16 protein-coding genes, 1 tRNA gene and 1 other RNA gene are annotated in these 17,883 nt (G+C 65.5%); 12 read left to right on the top strand and 6 right to left on the bottom strand.

The features are described 5' to 3' along the window. Nucleotides 1-148: 148 nt before the first annotated feature. Nucleotides 149-2,893 carry a pyruvate dehydrogenase (acetyl-transferring), homodimeric type gene (aceE, locus tag QNO06_RS10880; protein WP_231700587.1) on the bottom strand — a complete coding sequence of 915 codons (2,745 nt, stop codon included), beginning with the start codon at nt 2,891-2,893 and terminating at the stop codon, nt 149-151. A 290-nt stretch (nt 2,894-3,183) separates the two neighbouring features. On the opposite strand from aceE, the gene QNO06_RS10875 reads away from it, so the two are divergent. From QNO06_RS10875 to gnd, 6 genes are all read left to right on the top strand, one after another. Continuing rightward, nucleotides 3,184-3,603, top strand: coding sequence for a DUF3052 domain-containing protein (locus QNO06_RS10875; RefSeq protein ID WP_227911678.1), 420 nt, complete (start codon nt 3,184-3,186; stop codon nt 3,601-3,603). After that, nucleotides 3,600-4,070, top strand: a complete 471-nt coding sequence (locus QNO06_RS10870; protein WP_227911677.1) for a redoxin domain-containing protein — start codon at nt 3,600-3,602, stop codon at nt 4,068-4,070. Before QNO06_RS10875 ends, QNO06_RS10870 begins: the two co-directional genes overlap by 4 nt. Then, nucleotides 4,067-5,038 carry an NAD-dependent protein deacetylase gene (locus tag QNO06_RS10865; protein ID WP_227911676.1) on the top strand — a complete coding sequence of 324 codons (972 nt, stop codon included), beginning with the start codon at nt 4,067-4,069 and terminating at the stop codon, nt 5,036-5,038. The genes QNO06_RS10870 and QNO06_RS10865 overlap by 4 nt, the downstream gene beginning before the upstream one ends. Before the next feature lie 84 nt (nt 5,039-5,122). Further along, nucleotides 5,123-5,198, top strand: a tRNA-Val gene (locus QNO06_RS10860). A 210-nt stretch (nt 5,199-5,408) separates the two neighbouring features. Then, nucleotides 5,409-6,272 (top strand): serine hydrolase, encoded by an 864-nt coding sequence (locus QNO06_RS10855; RefSeq protein ID WP_227911675.1) that lies wholly within the window; start codon nt 5,409-5,411, stop codon nt 6,270-6,272. A gap of 125 nt (nt 6,273-6,397) precedes the next feature. Continuing rightward, nucleotides 6,398-7,834 carry an NADP-dependent phosphogluconate dehydrogenase gene (gene gnd, locus QNO06_RS10850; RefSeq protein WP_227911674.1) on the top strand — a complete coding sequence of 479 codons (1,437 nt, stop codon included), beginning with the start codon at nt 6,398-6,400 and terminating at the stop codon, nt 7,832-7,834. Nucleotides 7,835-7,924: 90 nt separating this feature from the next. Here the strand turns inward: gnd and epsC are convergent, their stop codons facing one another. The 3 genes from epsC to msrA form a co-directional block, all read right to left on the bottom strand. After that, complete coding sequence (gene epsC, locus QNO06_RS10845; protein WP_227911673.1) at nt 7,925-8,509, bottom strand: serine O-acetyltransferase EpsC; 585 nt, start codon at nt 8,507-8,509, stop codon at nt 7,925-7,927. A 50-nt stretch (nt 8,510-8,559) separates the two neighbouring features. After that, nucleotides 8,560-9,495 (bottom strand): cysteine synthase A, encoded by a 936-nt coding sequence (gene cysK, locus QNO06_RS10840; RefSeq protein WP_227911672.1) that lies wholly within the window; start codon nt 9,493-9,495, stop codon nt 8,560-8,562. A gap of 83 nt (nt 9,496-9,578) precedes the next feature. Then, on the bottom strand, nt 9,579-10,103 hold the full coding sequence (gene msrA, locus QNO06_RS10835; RefSeq protein ID WP_227911671.1) for a peptide-methionine (S)-S-oxide reductase MsrA: 525 nt from the start codon (nt 10,101-10,103) through the stop codon (nt 9,579-9,581). Nucleotides 10,104-10,246: 143 nt separating this feature from the next. Between msrA and QNO06_RS10830 the strand changes: the two genes are divergently transcribed. From QNO06_RS10830 to QNO06_RS10820, 3 genes are all read left to right on the top strand, one after another. Then, nucleotides 10,247-11,161 (top strand): Nif3-like dinuclear metal center hexameric protein, encoded by a 915-nt coding sequence (locus QNO06_RS10830; RefSeq protein WP_227911670.1) that lies wholly within the window; start codon nt 10,247-10,249, stop codon nt 11,159-11,161. A gap of 67 nt (nt 11,162-11,228) precedes the next feature. Continuing rightward, the gene (locus tag QNO06_RS10825) at nt 11,229-11,969 is read left to right on the top strand and encodes a zinc ribbon domain-containing protein (protein WP_227911669.1); all 741 of its coding nucleotides are present in this window, start codon (nt 11,229-11,231) and stop codon (nt 11,967-11,969) included. Between the two features lie 3 nt (nt 11,970-11,972). Beyond that, entirely contained in the window at nt 11,973-12,971 is a 999-nt protein-coding gene (locus tag QNO06_RS10820; RefSeq protein WP_331461468.1) for a reverse transcriptase-like protein, read from the top strand. Here QNO06_RS10820 and QNO06_RS10815 read toward each other — a convergent pair whose 3' ends face one another. Then, on the bottom strand, nt 12,972-13,739 hold the full coding sequence (locus QNO06_RS10815; protein ID WP_227911668.1) for a YaaA family protein: 768 nt from the start codon (nt 13,737-13,739) through the stop codon (nt 12,972-12,974). A 70-nt stretch (nt 13,740-13,809) separates the two neighbouring features. Between QNO06_RS10815 and rnpB the strand changes: the two genes are divergently transcribed. From rnpB to QNO06_RS10800, 3 genes are all read left to right on the top strand, one after another. After that, an RNA gene (gene rnpB / locus QNO06_RS10810) (RNase P RNA component class A) lies at nt 13,810-14,211 on the top strand. A 143-nt stretch (nt 14,212-14,354) separates the two neighbouring features. Then, entirely contained in the window at nt 14,355-15,662 is a 1,308-nt protein-coding gene (locus QNO06_RS10805) for an MFS transporter (protein ID WP_227911667.1), read from the top strand. A gap of 116 nt (nt 15,663-15,778) precedes the next feature. Next, a complete protein-coding gene (locus tag QNO06_RS10800; RefSeq protein ID WP_227911666.1) occupies nt 15,779-17,242 on the top strand; it encodes a glyceraldehyde-3-phosphate dehydrogenase in 1,464 nt (487 codons plus the stop codon). A gap of 65 nt (nt 17,243-17,307) precedes the next feature. Here the strand turns inward: QNO06_RS10800 and def are convergent, their stop codons facing one another. Further along, on the bottom strand, nt 17,308-17,880 hold the full coding sequence (gene def / locus QNO06_RS10795) for a peptide deformylase (RefSeq protein WP_227911665.1): 573 nt from the start codon (nt 17,878-17,880) through the stop codon (nt 17,308-17,310). Nucleotides 17,881-17,883: the final 3 nt, after the last annotated feature.

Below are 17,883 nucleotides of genomic sequence, written 5' to 3'. Positions count from 1 at the left end.
ACCCAGGCGTAGTTCTGCCGAAGCCGGTTGCTGACCCGGTGTGTGGGGGAGCATGGCCGCACGGAGCTTTAAAGGCGAAGGAACCGCCGCGGGTGCGGCGGTTCCTTCGTTTTATGACGCCCTTCTGAGGCGTCATCCGGTGCTGCGCTTAGGCGTCGCCGCCCGCGTTTCCGCTGGTGCCGGCATTGACGTCCAGCAGGTGGTACTTCTCAATGGCCTCCTTGGGGGCATTGGCGTCGACTTCGCCGCGGCGCGCGAGCATCTCGAGTGCACGCACCACCATGGAGTGGCTGTCGATCTTGAAGTAGCGCCGTGCTGCTGCGCGGGTGTCCGCGAAACCGAAGTCGTCGGCGCCAAGGGTGGCAAACTCGTTCGGCAGGAACTGGCGGATCTGGTCCGGGACGGCCTTCATGTAGTCCGTGGACGCCACGATGGGACCGGTGGCCCCGGCGAGCTGCTGGGTCACGAACGGCACGCGGGGCTCCGAACCGGGATTCAGGAACGCTTCCTCTTCGGCGGCAAGGCCGTCCCGGCGGAGCTCGTTCCAAGAAGTTACGGACCAGACATCGGCCGAAACGCCCCAGTCTTCAGCCAGCAGCTTCTGGGCTTCCAGTGCCCACGGTACGGCAACACCGGAGGCCAGCAGCTGCGTGCGGGGCCCGTCGATCTTCGCCGGCGCGAGCAGGTAGATGCCCTTGATAATGCCCTCAACGTCAAGGTCCTCGGGGGCCTTGGGCTGCTGGATGGGCTCGTTGTAGACCATGATGTTGTAGATGAGGTTCGGATCCTTGGAATCCGGTCCGTACATCTCCTCGAGGCCGTGGCGCACGATGTGCCCGATCTCGTAGCCGTAGGCCGGGTCGTAGGTCTTCACCGCGGGGTTGGTGGAGGCCAGGATCGGCGAGTGGCCGTCAGCGTGCTGCAGGCCTTCACCGGTCAGGGTGGTGCGGCCGGCGGTAGCCGAGATCAGGAAGCCGCGGGCCATCTGGTCGGTGGCTGCCCAAATGTAGTCGGCCGTGCGCTGGAACCCGAACATCGAGTAGAACACGTAGACCGGGATCAGCGGTTCACCGTGCGTGGCGTAGGACGTGCCCGCAGCGGTGAACGCGGCAATGGAACCGGCCTCGTTGATGCCCACGTGCACAATTTGCCCCTGCGGGGATTCCTTGTACGCCAGGACCAGGTCCCGGTCCACGGACAGGTAGTTCTGGCCCTTGGGGTTGTAGATCTTCGCCGTGGGGAAGAACGAGTCCATGCCGAAGGTGCGGGCCTCATCGGGGATGATCGGCACAATGCGCTTGCCGAATTCCTTGTCCCGCATCAGATCCTTGAGCAGGCGGACGAAGGCCATGGTGGTGGCTGCCAACTGCTTGCCGGAGCCGCGGTTGGCTACTTCGTAGGCCTTTTCGTCCGGCAGGTGCACCGGCTCGTGCTTGACCCGGCGCTCGGGGACGTTGCCGCCCAGTTCGCGGCGGCGCTCCAGCATGTACTTGATCTCCGGAGCGTCGGGACCCGGGTTGTAGTACGGCGGGGTGTACGGATCGGCTTCAAGCTGTTCGTCGCTGATGGGGATCCGCAGGTGGTCGCGGAAGGCCTTCAGGTCATCCAGGGTCAGCTTCTTCATCTGGTGGGTCGCGTTGCGGCCCTCGAAGTGCGTACCCAGGCCGTAGCCCTTGACCGTGTGGGCCAGGATGACCGTGGGGGCACCCTTGAACTCCATGGCGGCCTTGTAAGCGGCGTAGACCTTGCGGTAGTCGTGCCCGCCGCGCTTGAGGTTCCAGATTTCCTCGTCGGTCAGGTTGGCGACGAGTTCCTTGGTTTCCGGGCTCTTGCCGAAGAAGTGGTCGCGGACGAAACCGCCGGACTCGGCCTTGTAGGTCTGGTAGTCGCCGTCGGGGGTGGAGTTCATGATTTCCACCAGCGAGCCGTCCTTGTCCCGCTGCAGCAGGTCATCCCACTCGCGGCCCCAGACAACCTTGATGACGTTCCAGCCGGCGCCGCGGAAGAAGGCTTCCAGTTCCTGCATGATCTTGCCGTTGCCGCGGACCGGGCCGTCGAGGCGCTGCAGGTTGCAGTTGACGACGAAGGTCAGGTTGTCCAGCTTGTCATTTGCGGCGAGCTGGAGCAGGCCGCGCGATTCCGGCTCGTCCATTTCGCCGTCGCCCAGGAAGGCCCAGACGTGCTGCTCGGACGTGTCCTTGATGCCGCGGTTGTGCAGGTAACGGTTGGACTGCGCCTGGTAGATGGCGTTCATCGGGCCGATACCCATGGACACCGTGGGGAACTCCCAGAAGTCCGGCATGCTGCGCGGGTGCGGGTAGGAGGAAAGGGCGTGGCCCTCGCGGGACTTCTCCTGGCGGAAACCGTCCATGTCCTCTTCGGACAGCCGGCCCTCGAGGAAGGCGCGCGCGTACATACCGGGGGAAGCGTGACCCTGGAAATAAATCTGGTCTCCGCCGCCCGGATGGTCCTTGCCCCGGAAGAAGTGGTTCATGCCGACTTCGTACAGGGTTGCCGCGCCGGCATAGGTTGAAATGTGGCCGCCGACGCCGATGCCCGGGCGCTGCGCCCGGTGCACCATGATGGCCGCATTCCAACGCAGCCAGGCGCGGTAACGCCGTTCAATCTCTTCGTCGCCGGGGAACTCAGGTTCCTGGTCCACGGGGATGGTGTTGACGTAGTCGGTGGTGGTTACCATCGGCACGCCCACGCTCTGGGAACCGGCACGCTGGAGCAGCGATCGCATGATGTACTGCGCGCGTTCGGTGCCCTGCGAACGGATCAGCTCGTCGAGCGACTCGATCCATTCTGCGGTTTCCTCAGGATCACGGTCCGGTAGCTGGTTTGTTAACCCGCTCAGGATGTCCGTTGTGTCTTCTGCGGCCACGGCCAACCTCTCTTTGTACAGATTGTGTCTGCCAGATTCTTCGTGTGGACCCGGCTGTTGTCCGCCGGATCGTCGCTTGCGCGTATGCGCGCCTGGGCGCCCAAATCTGCTTTTCTTCCACTCTAGTCCCGCGCCGCCGATGTTGCGTAGCCTGCCTTGGGCCGCATCGCTGAAGGCGTACCCGCCTCCGGGCCTTGTCCGCTGCCGTATTTCGGTGTTTCGTTGACTCTTAGACCGCGCGAATCCGGCAAATGTGTGATTCCCTTGTATTTATGCAGTCAACCAGGAGGAGTGAAGTGAGCGAGGCCGAAGCCGTCACTGAGGAAAACGTGGCGAGCAGATTGGGTTTCAAGGACGGGGACCTGGTTCAGGAGTTCGGCTACGACGAGGACGTGGATTTCGATTTCCGCGAAAACCTCGAGGACCTCATCGGGGGCGAGCTGCTCACCGAAGATGACCACGACGTAGTGGACGGTGTTGTCCTGTGGTGGCGGTCAGACGACGGCGACCTTGTGGACGCGCTGGTTGACTCACTGACAACCCTCGACGACGGCGGCGTGGTCTGGGTCCTGACCCCCAAGTCCGGCCGGGAGGGCTACGTACCGCCGGCAGACATCGAGGAAGCCGCACCCACTGCGGGCCTGCACGTGACCACGTCCCCCGCGGTATGCGAGGACTGGGCCGCCACCCGCCTGGTGAGCCGACGCAAGAAGTGACGAAGCTCGCAGGCCTGCCCCGGGTAGGTGCTGCGGCTCCGGATTTCATTCTCCCGAACCAGTTCGGCGAGCAGGTGAGCCTCACCGGCCTTCGGGGTTCCGGCGTCGTGGTGGTGTTCTTCCCGTTTGCTTTCTCCCGGGTGTGCCGCGGTGAGCTGGCAGCGCTGCAGGGCGAGCGGGCACAGTTTGAAGATGCGGATGTTCGGCTGCTGGCGATCTCGTGTGATTCGAGATATACCCTGCGTGCCTGGGCTGAACAGGAGGGTTTCGAGTTCGACCTGCTTTCGGATTTCTGGCCCCACGGCGCCACCGCGCGGTCTTACGGAGCCTTTAATGATGCGCAGGGCCTGGCAGAACGTGCCAGCTTTGTGATTGACGGATCGGGCAGCGTTAAGGCGCTCATCCGTTCCGCGCCGGGTGAAGAGCGCCCGCTTCAGCAGTACCGGAACGCCCTGGAGGCACTGTGAGCGTACAGCGTGAGGAAGAACCCCGCCCCGGGCTGGGGCTGACCGGTTTCGCCAGCGGCAGCGCGCTCGAAGCGGTGCCTGAGCCCAGCGCGGAAGAAGAGCGGCAGCTGGAACGCGCTGCCGGCTATCTCGGCGGACGGCGCATTGCCCTGCTGACCGGCGCCGGCCTCAGTACCGATTCCGGCATCCCGGACTACCGCGGCCCGGACGCCCCGCCGCGGAATCCCATGACCTACCAGCAGTTTGTAGGCGACCCGGACCTCCGCCGGAGATACTGGGCGCGAAACCATATCGGTTGGCACCACCTGCGCCATGCGGTGCCGAATCCCGGGCATGCCGCCGTGGTCCGGCTCGAGCGCCGGGGCCTGCTCTCGGGCTTGATTACCCAGAATGTGGACCGGCTGCATACCGATGCCGGCAGCGAGAATGTCATTGACCTGCACGGCCGCTATGACCGGGTGGTGTGTTTGAACTGCCGCACCGAGTTCTCCCGCGCCGACGTGGCGGTACTGCTGCAGGAACTGAATCCGGGGTACCTCGAGCGGGTACGGTCGGACGGCGGAATTGCTCCTGACGCCGACGCCGAGATTGCCGATACGGATGACTTTGTCGTGGCAGACTGCCCGGTCTGTGGCGGGATGCTCAAGCCGGACTTTGTGTACTTCGGGGAGAACGTACCCAAGGACCGGGTGGCCGAGGCGTTTGCAGTGGTGGACGCGGCCGGTGCGCTGCTCGTTGCCGGCTCGTCCCTGACAGTGATGAGCGGACTGCGCTTTGTCCGTTACGCCGCGAAGGCCGGCAAACCCGTGGTGATCGTTAACCGGGGCACGACACGGGGGGACCCGCTGGCCGACCTGAAGATCGACATGGGTGTGAGCACTGCCCTGACCTGGCTCGCCCAAAACCTTCCGGACCTGCCGCCGGCCGGGACCGCACCGGAACAGCCCTCCTCCGGAATCGCCGATTAGGCAGCGTCCGGATCTTGCGGTAATGTAATTCCTCGTGATGCAGGGCCCGCGGGGGAATCCTCCCGGACCGGCAGCACCTCTTGAGGGTCTTTAGCTCAGCTGGTAGAGCGCCACGTTTACACCGTGGATGTCATCGGTTCGATCCCGGTAGGACCCACCAAGCGGCCGCCGTTGCCTTTCGCAGAAATTGCGGAGGACAACGGCGGTTTTTTGCGTTAAGTTGACCCTCCCCGCCGGCGGCGCGCCCCGTGCAGCATCACGGGGCACAACTCAGGAAACTTTAAAACTCCGGTGCTACATCTGGTTAGGTAGGATCCCCGGCCCCGTGAGGGTCCGCGGAACGGTTCACGCAGGCGGAAGAGGTGGTGGAATGGCGGCAAAGGCGAACTCCTTCGCGGGCGCAGCGGCGGTTGTACTGATTCTGCTGTCCGCCGCAGGCTGCGCCGGACACCCGGCTACCGGGGCAAACGCTCCGGCTGTAGTGCCCCCGCCGGCCGCGGCGGCGGCTCCGGCGGGTCAGCCCGAATCCGCCGACGCTGCGGCCCTGTCTGCGGCCCTCGACCAGCTGGCAGAGGAGCGGGACGCGGATATCTCCGTGGCGGTGCTGGACAACGGTACCGGTGAGTCCTGGAGCTACAACCCCGAAGCCCGTTACCTCGAAGCCAGCCTCGTAAAGGTACCCATCCTCCTGACCCTGGTCCGCGAAGCCAGCGAAGAACAGCGCAGCTTCACCGAGGAGGAGGAGGCGCTGGCGGTGCAGATGATCGAGTACAGCGACAACGATGCCACCACGGCGCTGTACGGCATGCTGGGCGGACGGCCCGAACTGAACCGCACCTATGAACTGATCGGCGTCCGGGACACCGAAGCGGGAGAGACATGGGGTGCCACCGAAACCAGCGTTGAGGACCAGTTGAGGATCATCCGGACCGCCGCCTGCGGCGCCGACTGGCTGGACCCGGACCTGCTGGCCTTTGCGGTGTCCCTGATGGAAAACGTGTGCCCGGAGCAGAGCTGGGGAGTCAGTGCCGGAACCGATGAGGCCCAGGTGGCGCTGAAGAACGGCTGGCTGCAGGACGACGACGCCGTGTGGAACGTCGGCAGCGCCGGTATCGTGCGCGGCTGGGATAAGGACTACAGCATTGTTGTGCTCAGTTCCCGCAATTCGACGCTTGACGCCGGGATAGACGTTGTCGAGGGGGCTGCCTCGGTGATCAACGGCTACCGGCGTTAGCGGCGCGTCGGGCACCATGTGGCGGCAAGGCGGCCAAGAAGCATAGGCTGGAGCCTGAACACGGCGCAGGTCAGCCCGCGCCGGCCCCGTGCCCGCTGGGCACCCGAAAGATCCTTGGAGAGAACTTGAGTGCACAAATTGGTGTAACCGGCCTTGCCGTCATGGGCGCTAACCTTGCCCGCAATCTCGCCCGCAACGGTTACACGGTGGCCCTGCACAACCGTTCCATCGAAAAAACCGATGCCCTGCTGGCAGCGCACGGCGATGAAGGCGACTTTATCCGCACCGAGTCACTGCAGGAACTGGTGGACAACCTGGAGAAGCCGCGCCGGGTACTGATCATGGTCAAGGCCGGCGGGCCCGTGGACTCCGTTATTGACCAGCTGGTGCCCCTGCTGGAGCCGGGCGACATTGTGATCGACGCCGGCAACTCGCACTATGAGGACACCCGCCGCCGCGAGGCAGCCCTGGCCGAAAAGGACCTGCACTTCGTGGGCGTCGGCGTTTCCGGTGGCGAGGAAGGTGCCCTCCTGGGCCCGTCCATCATGCCCGGCGGCTCCCGCGAGTCCTACGATTCCCTGGGCCCCATGCTGGAAAAGATCGCCGCGAAGTACGACGGCGAACCATGCTGCACCTGGATCGGCACCGACGGCGCCGGCCACTTCGTGAAGATGGTCCACAACGGCATTGAGTATGCCGACATGCAGGTAATCGGCGAGGCTTACGACCTTCTGCGTTCGGCCGCCGGGATTGAACCCGCCGAGCAGGCCAAGATCTTCACCGAATGGAACACCGGGCAGCTGAGCTCCTTCCTGATCGAGATCACCGCCGAGGTCCTCGGCCACGTCGATGCGAAAACGGGCAAGCCGTTCGTGGACGTAGTGGTGGATTCCGCGGGACAGAAGGGCACCGGCCGCTGGACCGTGGTCTCCGGCCTGGACCTGGGTTCACCGGTCTCCGCCATCGCCGAGTCAGTCTTTGCGCGGGCCCTGTCTTCCCAGCGCGACCAGCGCGCCATCGCGCAGGGAACGCTTGAAGGCCGGGAATCCGCCGTCGAGCTCCCCGACACGTTTGTGGAAGATGTCCGGCAGGCGCTCTACGCCTCCAAGCTGGTCAGCTACGCCCAGGGCATCGACATGCTGGGCGCCGCTGCCAAGGAATACGGCTGGGACTTGAAGCTGGACGAAATCGCCTCGCTGTGGCGTGCCGGCTGCATCATCCGTGCCGAACTGCTCGATGACATCATGAAGGCCTACGCCGACGGTGAGGCTCCGGCCAACCTGCTGTTCGCTCCGGCCTTCGCGGAGTCCATTGCCGCCGCCGTTCCGGCCTGGCGCCGCGTGGTTTCCGTAGCCGTGCAGCTGGGCATTCCGGTGCCGGTGTTCTCCTCCTCCCTGGCCTACTACGACGGCCTGCGCCGCAAGCGCCTGCCGGCGGCGCTGACACAGGGGCTGCGGGACCTGTTCGGTGCGCACACCTACCACCGGGTAGACACCGAGGGCACCTTCCACACCATGTGGGGCGAGGACCGCGCCGAGGTCGAAGCAGTAGACACGCACTAGCAGCAGGAACCTGATTAAACGCAGAAGGCCCGCAGCAATGCTGCGGGCCTTCTCTTTGTCCCGGACCTGACCTGTTCCGGAACTTACGGCTTAGATGTAGATGGCCGGATCCACGTATTCCGCCGGGTCGACGGCCGGCTGCGTCATTTTGGTGTCCCGGTGGCGCCACTTGGCCGGGATGCCGGTGATGATTGAATCCGCCGGCGCATCCTTGACCACAACGGCGTTGGCACCCACGGCACTGTTGGCTCCGATGGTCACCGGACCCAGGATCTTCGCACCTGCCCCAACGGTGACACCGTCGCCGATGGTCGGGTGCCGCTTGACCTTGGCCAGTGACCGGCCGCCCAGGGTGACCCCGTGGTAGAGCATCACATCATCTCCGATTTCGGCGGTCTCGCCGATCACCACTCCCATGCCGTGGTCAATGAAGAACCTGCGGCCCACGGTGGCACCGGGGTGGATCTCGATGCCGGTGGCAAACCGTGCCAGCTGCGACAGCACCCGTGCCGGGAAGCGAAGCCCGGGCCGGGCCCACATGCGGTGGGTCAGCCGGTGCATCCAGATGGCGTGCAGGCCGGAATATACAACGAGGTTTTCGAGCGAACCCCTGGCCGCCGGATCATGCGATGCGGCGGCGTCGAGGTCTTCGCGTAGTCGGGCTAACAGACTCACAGAGGGCTTTCTGCTCGGGGGTACCGCCCCGCCGGGGGCGGTACGCGGTACTAGCCGCGGATGTCGTCGTAGAGGACTGTGGAGATGTAACGCTCTCCGAAGTCGCAGACGGTGGCAACAATCAGCTTACCGGCGTTCTCTTCGCGCTTGGCGAGTTCCAGGGCGGCCCACACAATCGCACCGGAAGAAATACCGCCCAGAATGCCTTCCTGGGTGCCCAGAGCACGGGCAGTAGCAACGGAGTCCTCGATGGAGGCGTCGAACACCTCGTCGTAGACGGTGGTGTCGAGGATCTCAGGTACGAAGTTCGCGCCAATGCCCTGGATCTTGTGCGGTCCGGGGGAGCCGCCGTTGAGGATGGCGGAGTCCTTGGGCTCCACGGCCACGATCTGCACGCCCGGCTTGCGCTTCTTCAGGACCTGTCCGACGCCGGTGATGGTGCCGCCGGTGCCGATGCCGGCTACAAAGATGTCCACCTTGCCGTCGGTATCTTCCCAGATTTCCTCGGCCGTGGTGGCGCGGTGCATGGCGGGGTTGGCTTCATTGGCGAACTGCTGCGCCCAGATGGCGTTCTCGGTGGTGGCAACAATTTCCTTGGCCTTGTCCACCGCTCCGCGCATGCCTTCGGCACCGGGGGTCAGGACAATCTCGGCTCCGTAGGCGCGCAGCATGACGCGGCGCTCGGTCGACATGGTCTCGGGCATGGTCAGGATGACCCGGTAACCGCGGGCAGCGCCGACCATGGCCAGGGCAATGCCGGTGTTGCCGGAGGTGCCCTCCACAATGGTGCCGCCCGGCTTCAGGGCGCCGGCCTTCTCAGCGGCATCCACAATGGCCACGCCGATGCGGTCCTTGACACTGTTGGCGGGGTTGTAGAACTCAAGCTTCACAGCCACCTGGGCCGGGAGGCCGGCCGCGAGCCGGTTCAGCCGGACCAGCGGAGTCCCGCCCACAAGCTGGGTCACATCGTCATATATACGAGCCATGTTTTCCTCAATTCCTCAAAATTCATCGAACAATGCCGGACGGACATTTGCCCGTTCCAGCCTATCGGCGCCGATGGCCGCGCTTAATCCTGCAGCCACCCGGAGTAATACTTGCGTGCCTTGCCCAGCTTCGGGTTGATAATCACCTGGCAGTACCCGGTACCCGGGTGCTTGGCGTAGAAATCCTGGTGGAAGTCCTCCGCCGGGTAGAACCGCGGCAGCGGCACGATTTCCGTGACGATGGGGTCCTTCCAGTTCTCCTGTGCACGTTCCAGCGAAGCTTCGAATTCCTTGCGCTGGTCCTCGTCGCGGTAGAACATCGACGAGCGGTACTGGGTGCCGACGTCGTAGCCCTGGCGGTTCAAGGTGGTCGGATCGTGCTGGGAGAAGAACATGTCCAGAATGATCTCGCCGGGAATGACATCCTCGTCGAAGGTCACGGCCACCACTTCTGCATGGCCGGTGGTGCCGGAGCATACGCTGTCGTAGTCGGGGTCGGGCAGTGCGCCGCCGGTGTAGCCGGACACCACATCGGTGACACCGCGGACCTTGCGGTATAGGGCGTCGAGGCACCAGAAGCAGCCTCCGCCAAGTACGTACGTCTTCATGTCCTTAACAATGCGTCCGGGCCCGCTTTGATTCCCGCGGACCGCCGACGGGCGCTTTGCCGGCCCGGACGCACAGTGTTCCCTGCGTCACGGCAGGTGCGGCGGAATTGAGCGGGGCAGGGCATCGGGGTAGAACTAAACGTATGGAAGCGGAGCACCCCCACGAGCGCGCCGGCGCAGATACTGCCGGCCACCAGGCACCCGAAGCCGATGTTCCCACGCTGGGGGACGTCCTGCTGGCGGCCGAAGAACTATGGCCCGAATCGCTGGCAGAGAACTGGGATGCCCCGGGATTGGTGGCAGGCCGGGCCGATAGGGAGGTCCGCAAGGTCCTGTTTGCGGTGGATCCCACCCGGGAGGTCATTGACGAGGCCCTGGAATGGGGGGCCGACCTGCTGCTCACCCATCACCCGCTGCTGCTGAAGCCGGTGAATTCCGTGGCCGCCTCCAGCTTCAAGGGTGAGGCTGTGCACCGGCTGATCGAGGGCGGCTGCGCCCTGCTGACCGTGCATACCAACGGTGACAGCGCGGTGGGCGGTGTGTCCGATGTGCTTGCAGACGCCTTCGGGCTCCGAAACGTTTCTCCGCTGGTCCCGGCTGCCGAGGGGCTGCCCGAAGAGGGGATAGGCCGCGTCGGTGAACTGCCCGAGGTGCTCAGCCTCGCTGACTTCGCTAAGCTGGTGTTCGGCCTCCTGCCTGCCGTTGCAGGCGGGGTCCGTGTGGCAGGGGACGCCGACGGCCTGGTCCGCCGGGTAGCCGTGTGCGGCGGCGCCGGGGACAGCCTGTTCGACGCCGTGCGCTCCGAGCGTGCCGACGTGTACGTCACGGCCGACCTCCGACACCACCCGGCGTCGGAACTGCGCGAGCGTGCCCTAGGCGGCAACGGCCGGCCTTACCTTATAGACGTCTCGCATTTCGGCAGTGAGTGGCTGTGGCTTACCCCCGCCGCCGCGGCGCTGGAGAACGTCCTGAATGACCAGGGCTTCACTGCTGAGGTGCGGGTCAGCGGCGTGAACACCGATCCGTGGGACTTTGTACTGACACCCGGGCTGAAGTGATGCCGCGCGGTGGCATAGGCTTAGGAGAGCCGGGCCAGGCAGGTCCGGATATACACGGAGGTTTTCGGTGGCAAAAGCATCGCCCGCGGAGCAGCTGAGGCTGCTGGATCTGCAGGCCCTGGACAGCAGGCTCAAGGCCCTGCGCAACCAGGTCCGCAACGTTAGCAACAATCCCGAGATCGCTTCCCTGGCCGATTCCGTTGCTGCCGCCGAAAAGGCACGCGTGTCCGCCGGCACCGAGGTGGCCGACATTGAACGCGAGCTCACGCGCGCCGAAGCCGACGTCGCATCCGTAGTGGCCCGGATGACCCGCGACCAGCAGCACCTGGACAGCGGTAAGGGCGGTTCCAAGGAACTGACGGCCCTGCAGGCCGAAATCGTCTCGCTTGAGCGGCGCCGCTCCGATCTTGAAGACGTGGAGCTGGACGTGATGGAACGGCTCGAAGCCGCCCGCACGCGGCAGGGCGAGGCCGGAACCGCGCTGGAGGAACTGCACGCCAAGCGCCGTGAGCTCGAGGAAAAGCGCGACGCCGAACTCGCCGTGATCGAGGCGGACAGCGCCGACGCACAAGCACGCCGCGAAGAACTGGCCGACACCTTCGAGCCGGCCCTGCTTGCCGTTTATGAAAAGACCCTGTCCAAGCACGGCATCGGCGCGGCCCGGCTGTTCCACGGCACCTCCGAGGGGTCGGGCATGCAGCTCAGCCCGGGCGACCTCGCGGACATCCGCAAGGCAGCCGCGGATGACATCGTGTTCTGCCCCGACTCCGGGTGCATCCTGGTCCGCTCGGACGAGTGGAGCAGCTGAGCAGTGACACTGTTTGACCCGGAGCCCGACTCCGGCGCGCAGTCCACGGCTGCCCGCACCCCGGCCGGCGGCCAGCGCCGCACCCTGATTGTGGAAGCCGACGGCGGCTCCCGGGGCAACCCCGGGATTGCCGGTTACGGCGCGCTCGTACGGGACCCGGACACCGGCCGCATCCTCGCCGAGAAAGCCGAATACGTGGGCCGGGTGTCCAACAACGTGGCCGAGTATTCCGGCCTCATAGCGGCGTTGGAGCTGGCCCACGGGATTGATCCCGACTGCTGGATCCTGGCCAAGATGGACTCCAAGCTCGTTGTGGAGCAGATGAGCGGCCGCTGGAAGATCAAGCACGCCGACATGCAGAAGCTGGCGGCGAAAGCCCGCTCCATAGTGAACCCGCAACGGGTGAAGTACCAGTGGATTCCGCGTGAGTTGAACAAGGACGCGGACCGGCTCTCCAATGAGGCCATGGATGCCGGTACTGCCGGCGTGCCGTGGAAACCGCGGGCAGACTCGGTTATGGCGGCCGGTCAGGCACCGGCAGCCGCCCCGGACACGGCAGCCGCCCAGGAATCTGTAGCCGCCCAGGAACCTGCCCCGGCGCCGGCCCCCAAGGGACGGCTGCATCACGCGGAGGTTTGGGTCAACGACTTCCCGGCCGCCGAAAAGTCGCTGGGCTGGCTGCTGGAGCGGCTCGGCTACGTCCGCAAGGACACCTGGGACACCGGAGCCAGCTGGCAGGGAGCGGACGGCTACATAGTGCTGGAGTCTGGTCCCGACGTCGAGCGCGGCCCGTACTCCCGGCGCCGTCCGGGCCTGAACCACCTCGCGTTCGCCGCAGGCACCGAGGCCGACGTCGAGCTGCTGGCCCGCCGCGCTGCGAGCCACGGGTGGAGCATGCTTTTCGCTGACCGGCATCCGCACGCCGGCGGGCCGGACCACTATGCCGCCTACCTCGAAAACGATGAGGGCTTCGAAGTCGAACTGGTCGCTGCGCGGCAGTAGTTACTGCTCGGGCAGGATGATGTTGAGCTGATAGGGCTTCCGGCCTGCCGGAGCCACCAGCTCGGCCTCCCACTTCTCAGCGGCGGCCGCCAGCAGCTCCTGCGGCGTGGCCGGCTCGGCCCCCTGACGCACCAGCAGGTGCCGGGCCAGCTCGCCGCGGGTGTGCTTGGCGAAATGCGAGACCACTTTGCGTTTGCCGTCCCGGATCTGGAACACGTTCACCGCAGCGGTGCGCTGCGGATCCGGCGCCCAGGCCGCGGCGTAGGTACTGGACCGGCAGTCCACCACCAGTGAAGTCCCGGCGTATTCGTCCAGGGGCCCGGTCAGATGCTGTTTCCAGAACGCGGCCAGGCGGCCCGTTTCCGGCAGCCGGACGGACATGGACAGCCGGTAGGCCGGAATGGGATCGGCGAAGCCCAGGGCGCCCCACAGAGCCGACATCACCAGCACTGCGTCATCTGCCCGGCGCTGCGATGCTGCCGGCAGCGAGGCATAGCCCAGGGCGTCGTACAGAACACCGGTGTACACCCGGTGCGCGGGCGCGCACGGCTGCTCCGCCAGCACGGTATTGCGCTGCACTTCCGCGGCCAAGGTGGCACCGACTCCCAGCACTTCCAGCGCCGCATCGGACCGGCTGGTTTCGGCCAGTGCTTTCAGGACCAGTCCGCGCGGTTCGGACAGCAGAGGAAAGTGCAGGCGCGACAGGTCCAGGGCCGGACCGGCCGGCGCCGGAGTTTTGCCTTCGGAGGGCGGGAGCAGAATCAGCACCGGTTAATCCTACGCGAGCCGGGCGGCGGGTCCGGGTCGGGTCCGCGGGGACGGTAGAGTTGACCGTGGACGGGTTGGCCAGGCAATCGCGTCGGTGCGGCTGCCTTCGGGACGCCGCTGCCGCCGAGGAAAGTCCGGGCTCCGCAGGGCAGGGTGGTGGGTAACGCCCACTCGGGGAAACCCGCAGGCCAGTGCCACAGAAAACAAACCGCCCGCAGACCGGTTTTGCCGGTCCGCAGGTAAGGGTGAAAAGGCGGTGTAAGAGACCACCAGCGTCCCGGGTGACCGGGACGGCTAGGTAAACCCCACCCGGAGCAAGGCCATACAGGACACGTTTGAGGGCTGCCCGCCCGATGTGTCCGGGTAGGCCGCTTGAGGCCGCCGGCAACGGCGGCCCTAGATGGATGATTGCTCCGTCCGGCCCGGTAACGGACCGGACGCACAAAACCCGGCTTATCGGCCAACCCGTCCACCCCCGCCCGCATTTCCCCGGGCCGCCCGGGAAACCGCTTAAGTGCTCAACAATGGCGCACCTTTTGCCGGGGTTTCCTGCAATTGGATTCGGTTTGGGCCGCAACGGGTTGGATTAATCGGGCGCTGGGCTATTCTGTGGCAATGTCCCAAACCGAGGCAGCCCGGAAACCTTTGGTTATCCGCAACGCCAATTTCCGGAGGTTGTGGATTTCTTCGACTGCCGGAATTTTCGGCGGTGCCGTAACCAGCGTTGCCCTGCCCGTTATTGCGGTGACTGAACTGGACGCGTCGAATTTCACCGTAGCGGTCCTTGCGGGCATGACTTTCCTGCCCTGGCTGCTCTTCGGTTTGCCCATAGGAGTGCTGGTGGACCGGTACCGGCGCCGGCCCATTATTGTGGCCTCCCTCGCTGTCAGGACACTGCTCCTGGCCAGCCTGCCCGTGGCCTGGTGGCTGGACCTGCTGACCGTGGTCCAGCTTTTCGCCGTTTCTTTCGGCGCCGGGCTTGCCGCAGTGTTTTTCACCCTCGCTGAGCAGGCACTGGTTCCCAGCGCCGTGGCCCGGGAAGAACTGGTCGAGGGCAACGGACTGATGACCGGTTCGGGTGCCTTCGGCGACGCCGGCGGGCGGGCCCTGGGCGGCTGGGTCACCGGCGCGTGGGGCGCTTCCAATGCCCTCCTGCTGCAGGTTGCGGCCTCCCTGGGCTCACTGGCTGCCATCCTGCGCCTGGACATCCGTGAACCCCGGCCCGACCGGCCGAAGGACCGGCGGGTGCTCCGGGACATGGGGGAGGGCGTGCGTTATGTCTTCAGTACGCTGCCGCTGCGCATGCTCCTTGTGACGGGGGCGCTGTGGAACCTGGGCGGAAACATCGTGGTCTCGTTGCTGGTCCTTCTGGTGATCCGGTCCCTGGGGGAGACGCCGGGCATGCTGGGCCTGCTGACTGCGGCCACGGCGGTGGGCGGCACCCTGGGCGGACTGTCCGTCAAACGGATAGCCTCACGCGTCGGCTCGGGCCGGGTGTGGCGGTATTCCATGTTCCCGGCCGTGGCCGGTTACGCCAGCCTGCTGCTGATTTCACCTGGATGGGGAATGACTGCCGGCTTCATCGGCCTCTTTGTGGCGGGGTTCGCCATTTCCCTGAACATCGTTGTGTCCACCACGTTCCGGCAGCGGGCATGCCCGCCGCAGATGCTCGGACGGCTTGGGTCCGCCCAGCGGATGATCACTTGGGGAATGCTGGCTTTGGCGGCGTTCGCCGCCGGCATCCTCGTGGAGCTGGTAGGCATCCGGGGTGCCATATTGACCGGCATCCTGGTGGCCGCCCTCGCGCCGCTCGCCGCGGCCCTGGGGCCGCTGCGCCGGGTCCGGGACCTCGAGGACCTGGAACCGGAGGGCACGGCGGGGAAACCGGCCGGCCAGGAAGCGTCCCGGCTCCGCCCCTCCTGAGTGTGACGAACGTCTCCGGGAGGCGTCCGGCCGGTGCGATGTGTCCTAATACACTTAGAGGCATTACTGCCAACCGGCACAACGCAGTGCCGGCTGAGAAAAGGATGTGAAGATCTGTGAGTTCCAACTCCGATACGTGCCTTGACACTTGGATGGACCGGGAAGCCCTCGCCGAGGCCATGATCCCGCTGATCGGACGGCTCTACCGGGAAAACAGCGTAGTGACCTCGGTGTACGGACGTCCGCTGGTGAACAAATCGGTGATCGAGATCCTGAAGGCGCACCGGTTTGCGCGCCAGATCGACGAAGCGGAGCTGCCCGTCTCGGAAACCTATCCGCTGCTCAAAGCCCTGACCGAGCTGGAACTCGGAGCCGCTTCCGTTGACCTCGCGCGGATGGGCAACAAGTACAAGGAGAAGGGCGGGGACCTGCACGAGTTCCTGCGGGCCGAACTGGCCGACGTCGCCGGCAAGCGGGGTGCCGATGAACGCACCAGCACCGACGTCGTCCTATACGGCTTTGGCCGCATCGGGCGCCTGCTCGCCCGCATCCTGGTGGAAAAGGCCGGCGGCGGGCAGGGCCTTCGCCTGCGTGCCATCGTGGTGCGGAAAGGCTCCGACAACGACCTCATCAAGCGTGCCAGCCTGCTGCGCCGCGATTCCGTGCACGGGGCCTTCAACGGCACCATCACCGTGGATGAGGACAACAACACCATCCTGGCCAACGGCACTCTCATCCAGGTGATCTACTCCAACGATCCCTCAGCCGTGGATTACACCTCCTACGGCATCAATGATGCCGTGGTGGTGGACAACACCGGACGCTGGCGGGACGAAGAAGGACTCTCGCAGCATCTGGCCGCCAAGGGCGTGTCCCGCGTCCTGCTGACCGCGCCGGGCAAGGGAAACCTGAAGAACATTGTGCACGGCATCAACCACGGCGCCATTACGGACGAAGACCGGATTATCACTGCCGCCTCCTGCACCACCAATGCGATTACCCCGGTGCTGAAGGTCCTCAATGACAAGTACGGAATTGTAAACGGGCACGTGGAAACGGTGCACTCGTTCACTAATGACCAGAACCTGATCGACAACTTCCACAACGGGGACCGGCGCGGCCGCTCCGCTGCGCTGAACATGGTCATCACCGAAACCGGGGCCGCCAAGGCCGTGGCCAAGGCGCTGCCCGAACTGGCCGGCAAGCTCAGCGGCAACGCCATCCGGGTGCCCACCCCCGATGTGTCCATGGCCATCCTGAACCTGAACCTCGAAACGGCCACGGACAAGGAAGAGGTCAACGCCTACCTGCGGGAGACGTCGCTGAACTCGCCGCTGCACAAGCAGATCGACTACATCGATTCCCCCGAGGTGGTCTCCAGCGACTTCGTCGGTTCCAAGCGGGCCGGGATCGTGGACGGCCTGGCCACCATTTCCAACGGCACAAACCTGGTGCTGTACGTCTGGTATGACAACGAGTTCGGCTACAGCTGCCAGGTGGTCCGGGTGCTGGAGGAGATGGCGCACGTGAATCCGCCGGCATTTCCCTTGGCACAGTCCCTGGCCTCGATCGCCGGCTAGGACCGACCGCTGACGCAGGAGGGCCCGCAGGATATCCTGCGGGCCCTCCTGCGTTGCTGTCCGCCCTAGTGGCCGAACGGGTCCGGATCCACGCCCGGCATCCAGCTGTGGCCGGGGACGGTCCAGCCCTGGGCCTTGATGACCTTTCGGGCCTTGCGGCTCCAGCGGTCGTTGAGCCGGTCCACGTAGAGCTTGCCGTCCAGATGGTCATACTCGTGCTGGATCACACGGGCAAACCAGTCCGTCGCCTCGAACTCGACCGGGGTACCGTTTTCGTCGAAACCGGATACCTTGACCCATTCCGCCCGGTTCACCGGGAAGTTCTCACCGGGAACGGAGAGGCAGCCCTCGGAGGTTTCGTCCGGGTCCGGCGCCGCGCCGGGAACCTTGGAAGTGATCAGCACCGGATTGATGAGCACGCCGCGGTCGGGAGCGTCGTCGTCGTTCTCATAGGCGAACGTGAACAGGCGCAGGCCCACGCCCACCTGCGGGGCGGCCAGGCCCACGCCGTTGGCGACATCCATGGTCTCGTACATGTCCGCGACGAGGGTGCGCAGTTCGTCGTTGAACTCCTCCACCGGCAACGCCCGGCGGTGCAGTACGGGTTCGCCGTGGATAACGATGGGACGTACGGTCATTGC

This window comes from Arthrobacter sp. zg-Y20, from assembly GCF_030142075.1.
In the GTDB taxonomy this organism is placed as follows: Bacteria; Actinomycetota; Actinomycetes; order Actinomycetales; family Micrococcaceae; genus Arthrobacter_B.
Note: the sequence above shows the minus strand (reverse complement) of the source record. Positions and strands in the feature narration are given on the sequence as shown.

Bases quoted from the DNA above. Each gene is read 5' to 3' on its own strand.
- QNO06_RS10805 (WP_227911667.1), top strand. From the start codon at position 14,355: ATGTCCCAAACCGAGGCAGCCCGGAAACCTTTGGTTATCCGCAACGCC.
- cysK (WP_227911672.1), bottom strand. From the start codon at position 9,495: ATGGCTCGTATATATGACGATGTGACCCAGCTTGTGGGCGGGACTCCG.
- msrA (WP_227911671.1), bottom strand. From the start codon at position 10,103: ATGAAGACGTACGTACTTGGCGGAGGCTGCTTCTGGTGCCTCGACGCC.
- QNO06_RS10830 (WP_227911670.1), top strand. From the start codon at position 10,247: ATGGAAGCGGAGCACCCCCACGAGCGCGCCGGCGCAGATACTGCCGGC.
- def (WP_227911665.1), bottom strand. From the start codon at position 17,880: ATGACCGTACGTCCCATCGTTATCCACGGCGAACCCGTACTGCACCGC.
- QNO06_RS10855 (WP_227911675.1), top strand. From the start codon at position 5,409: ATGGCGGCAAAGGCGAACTCCTTCGCGGGCGCAGCGGCGGTTGTACTG.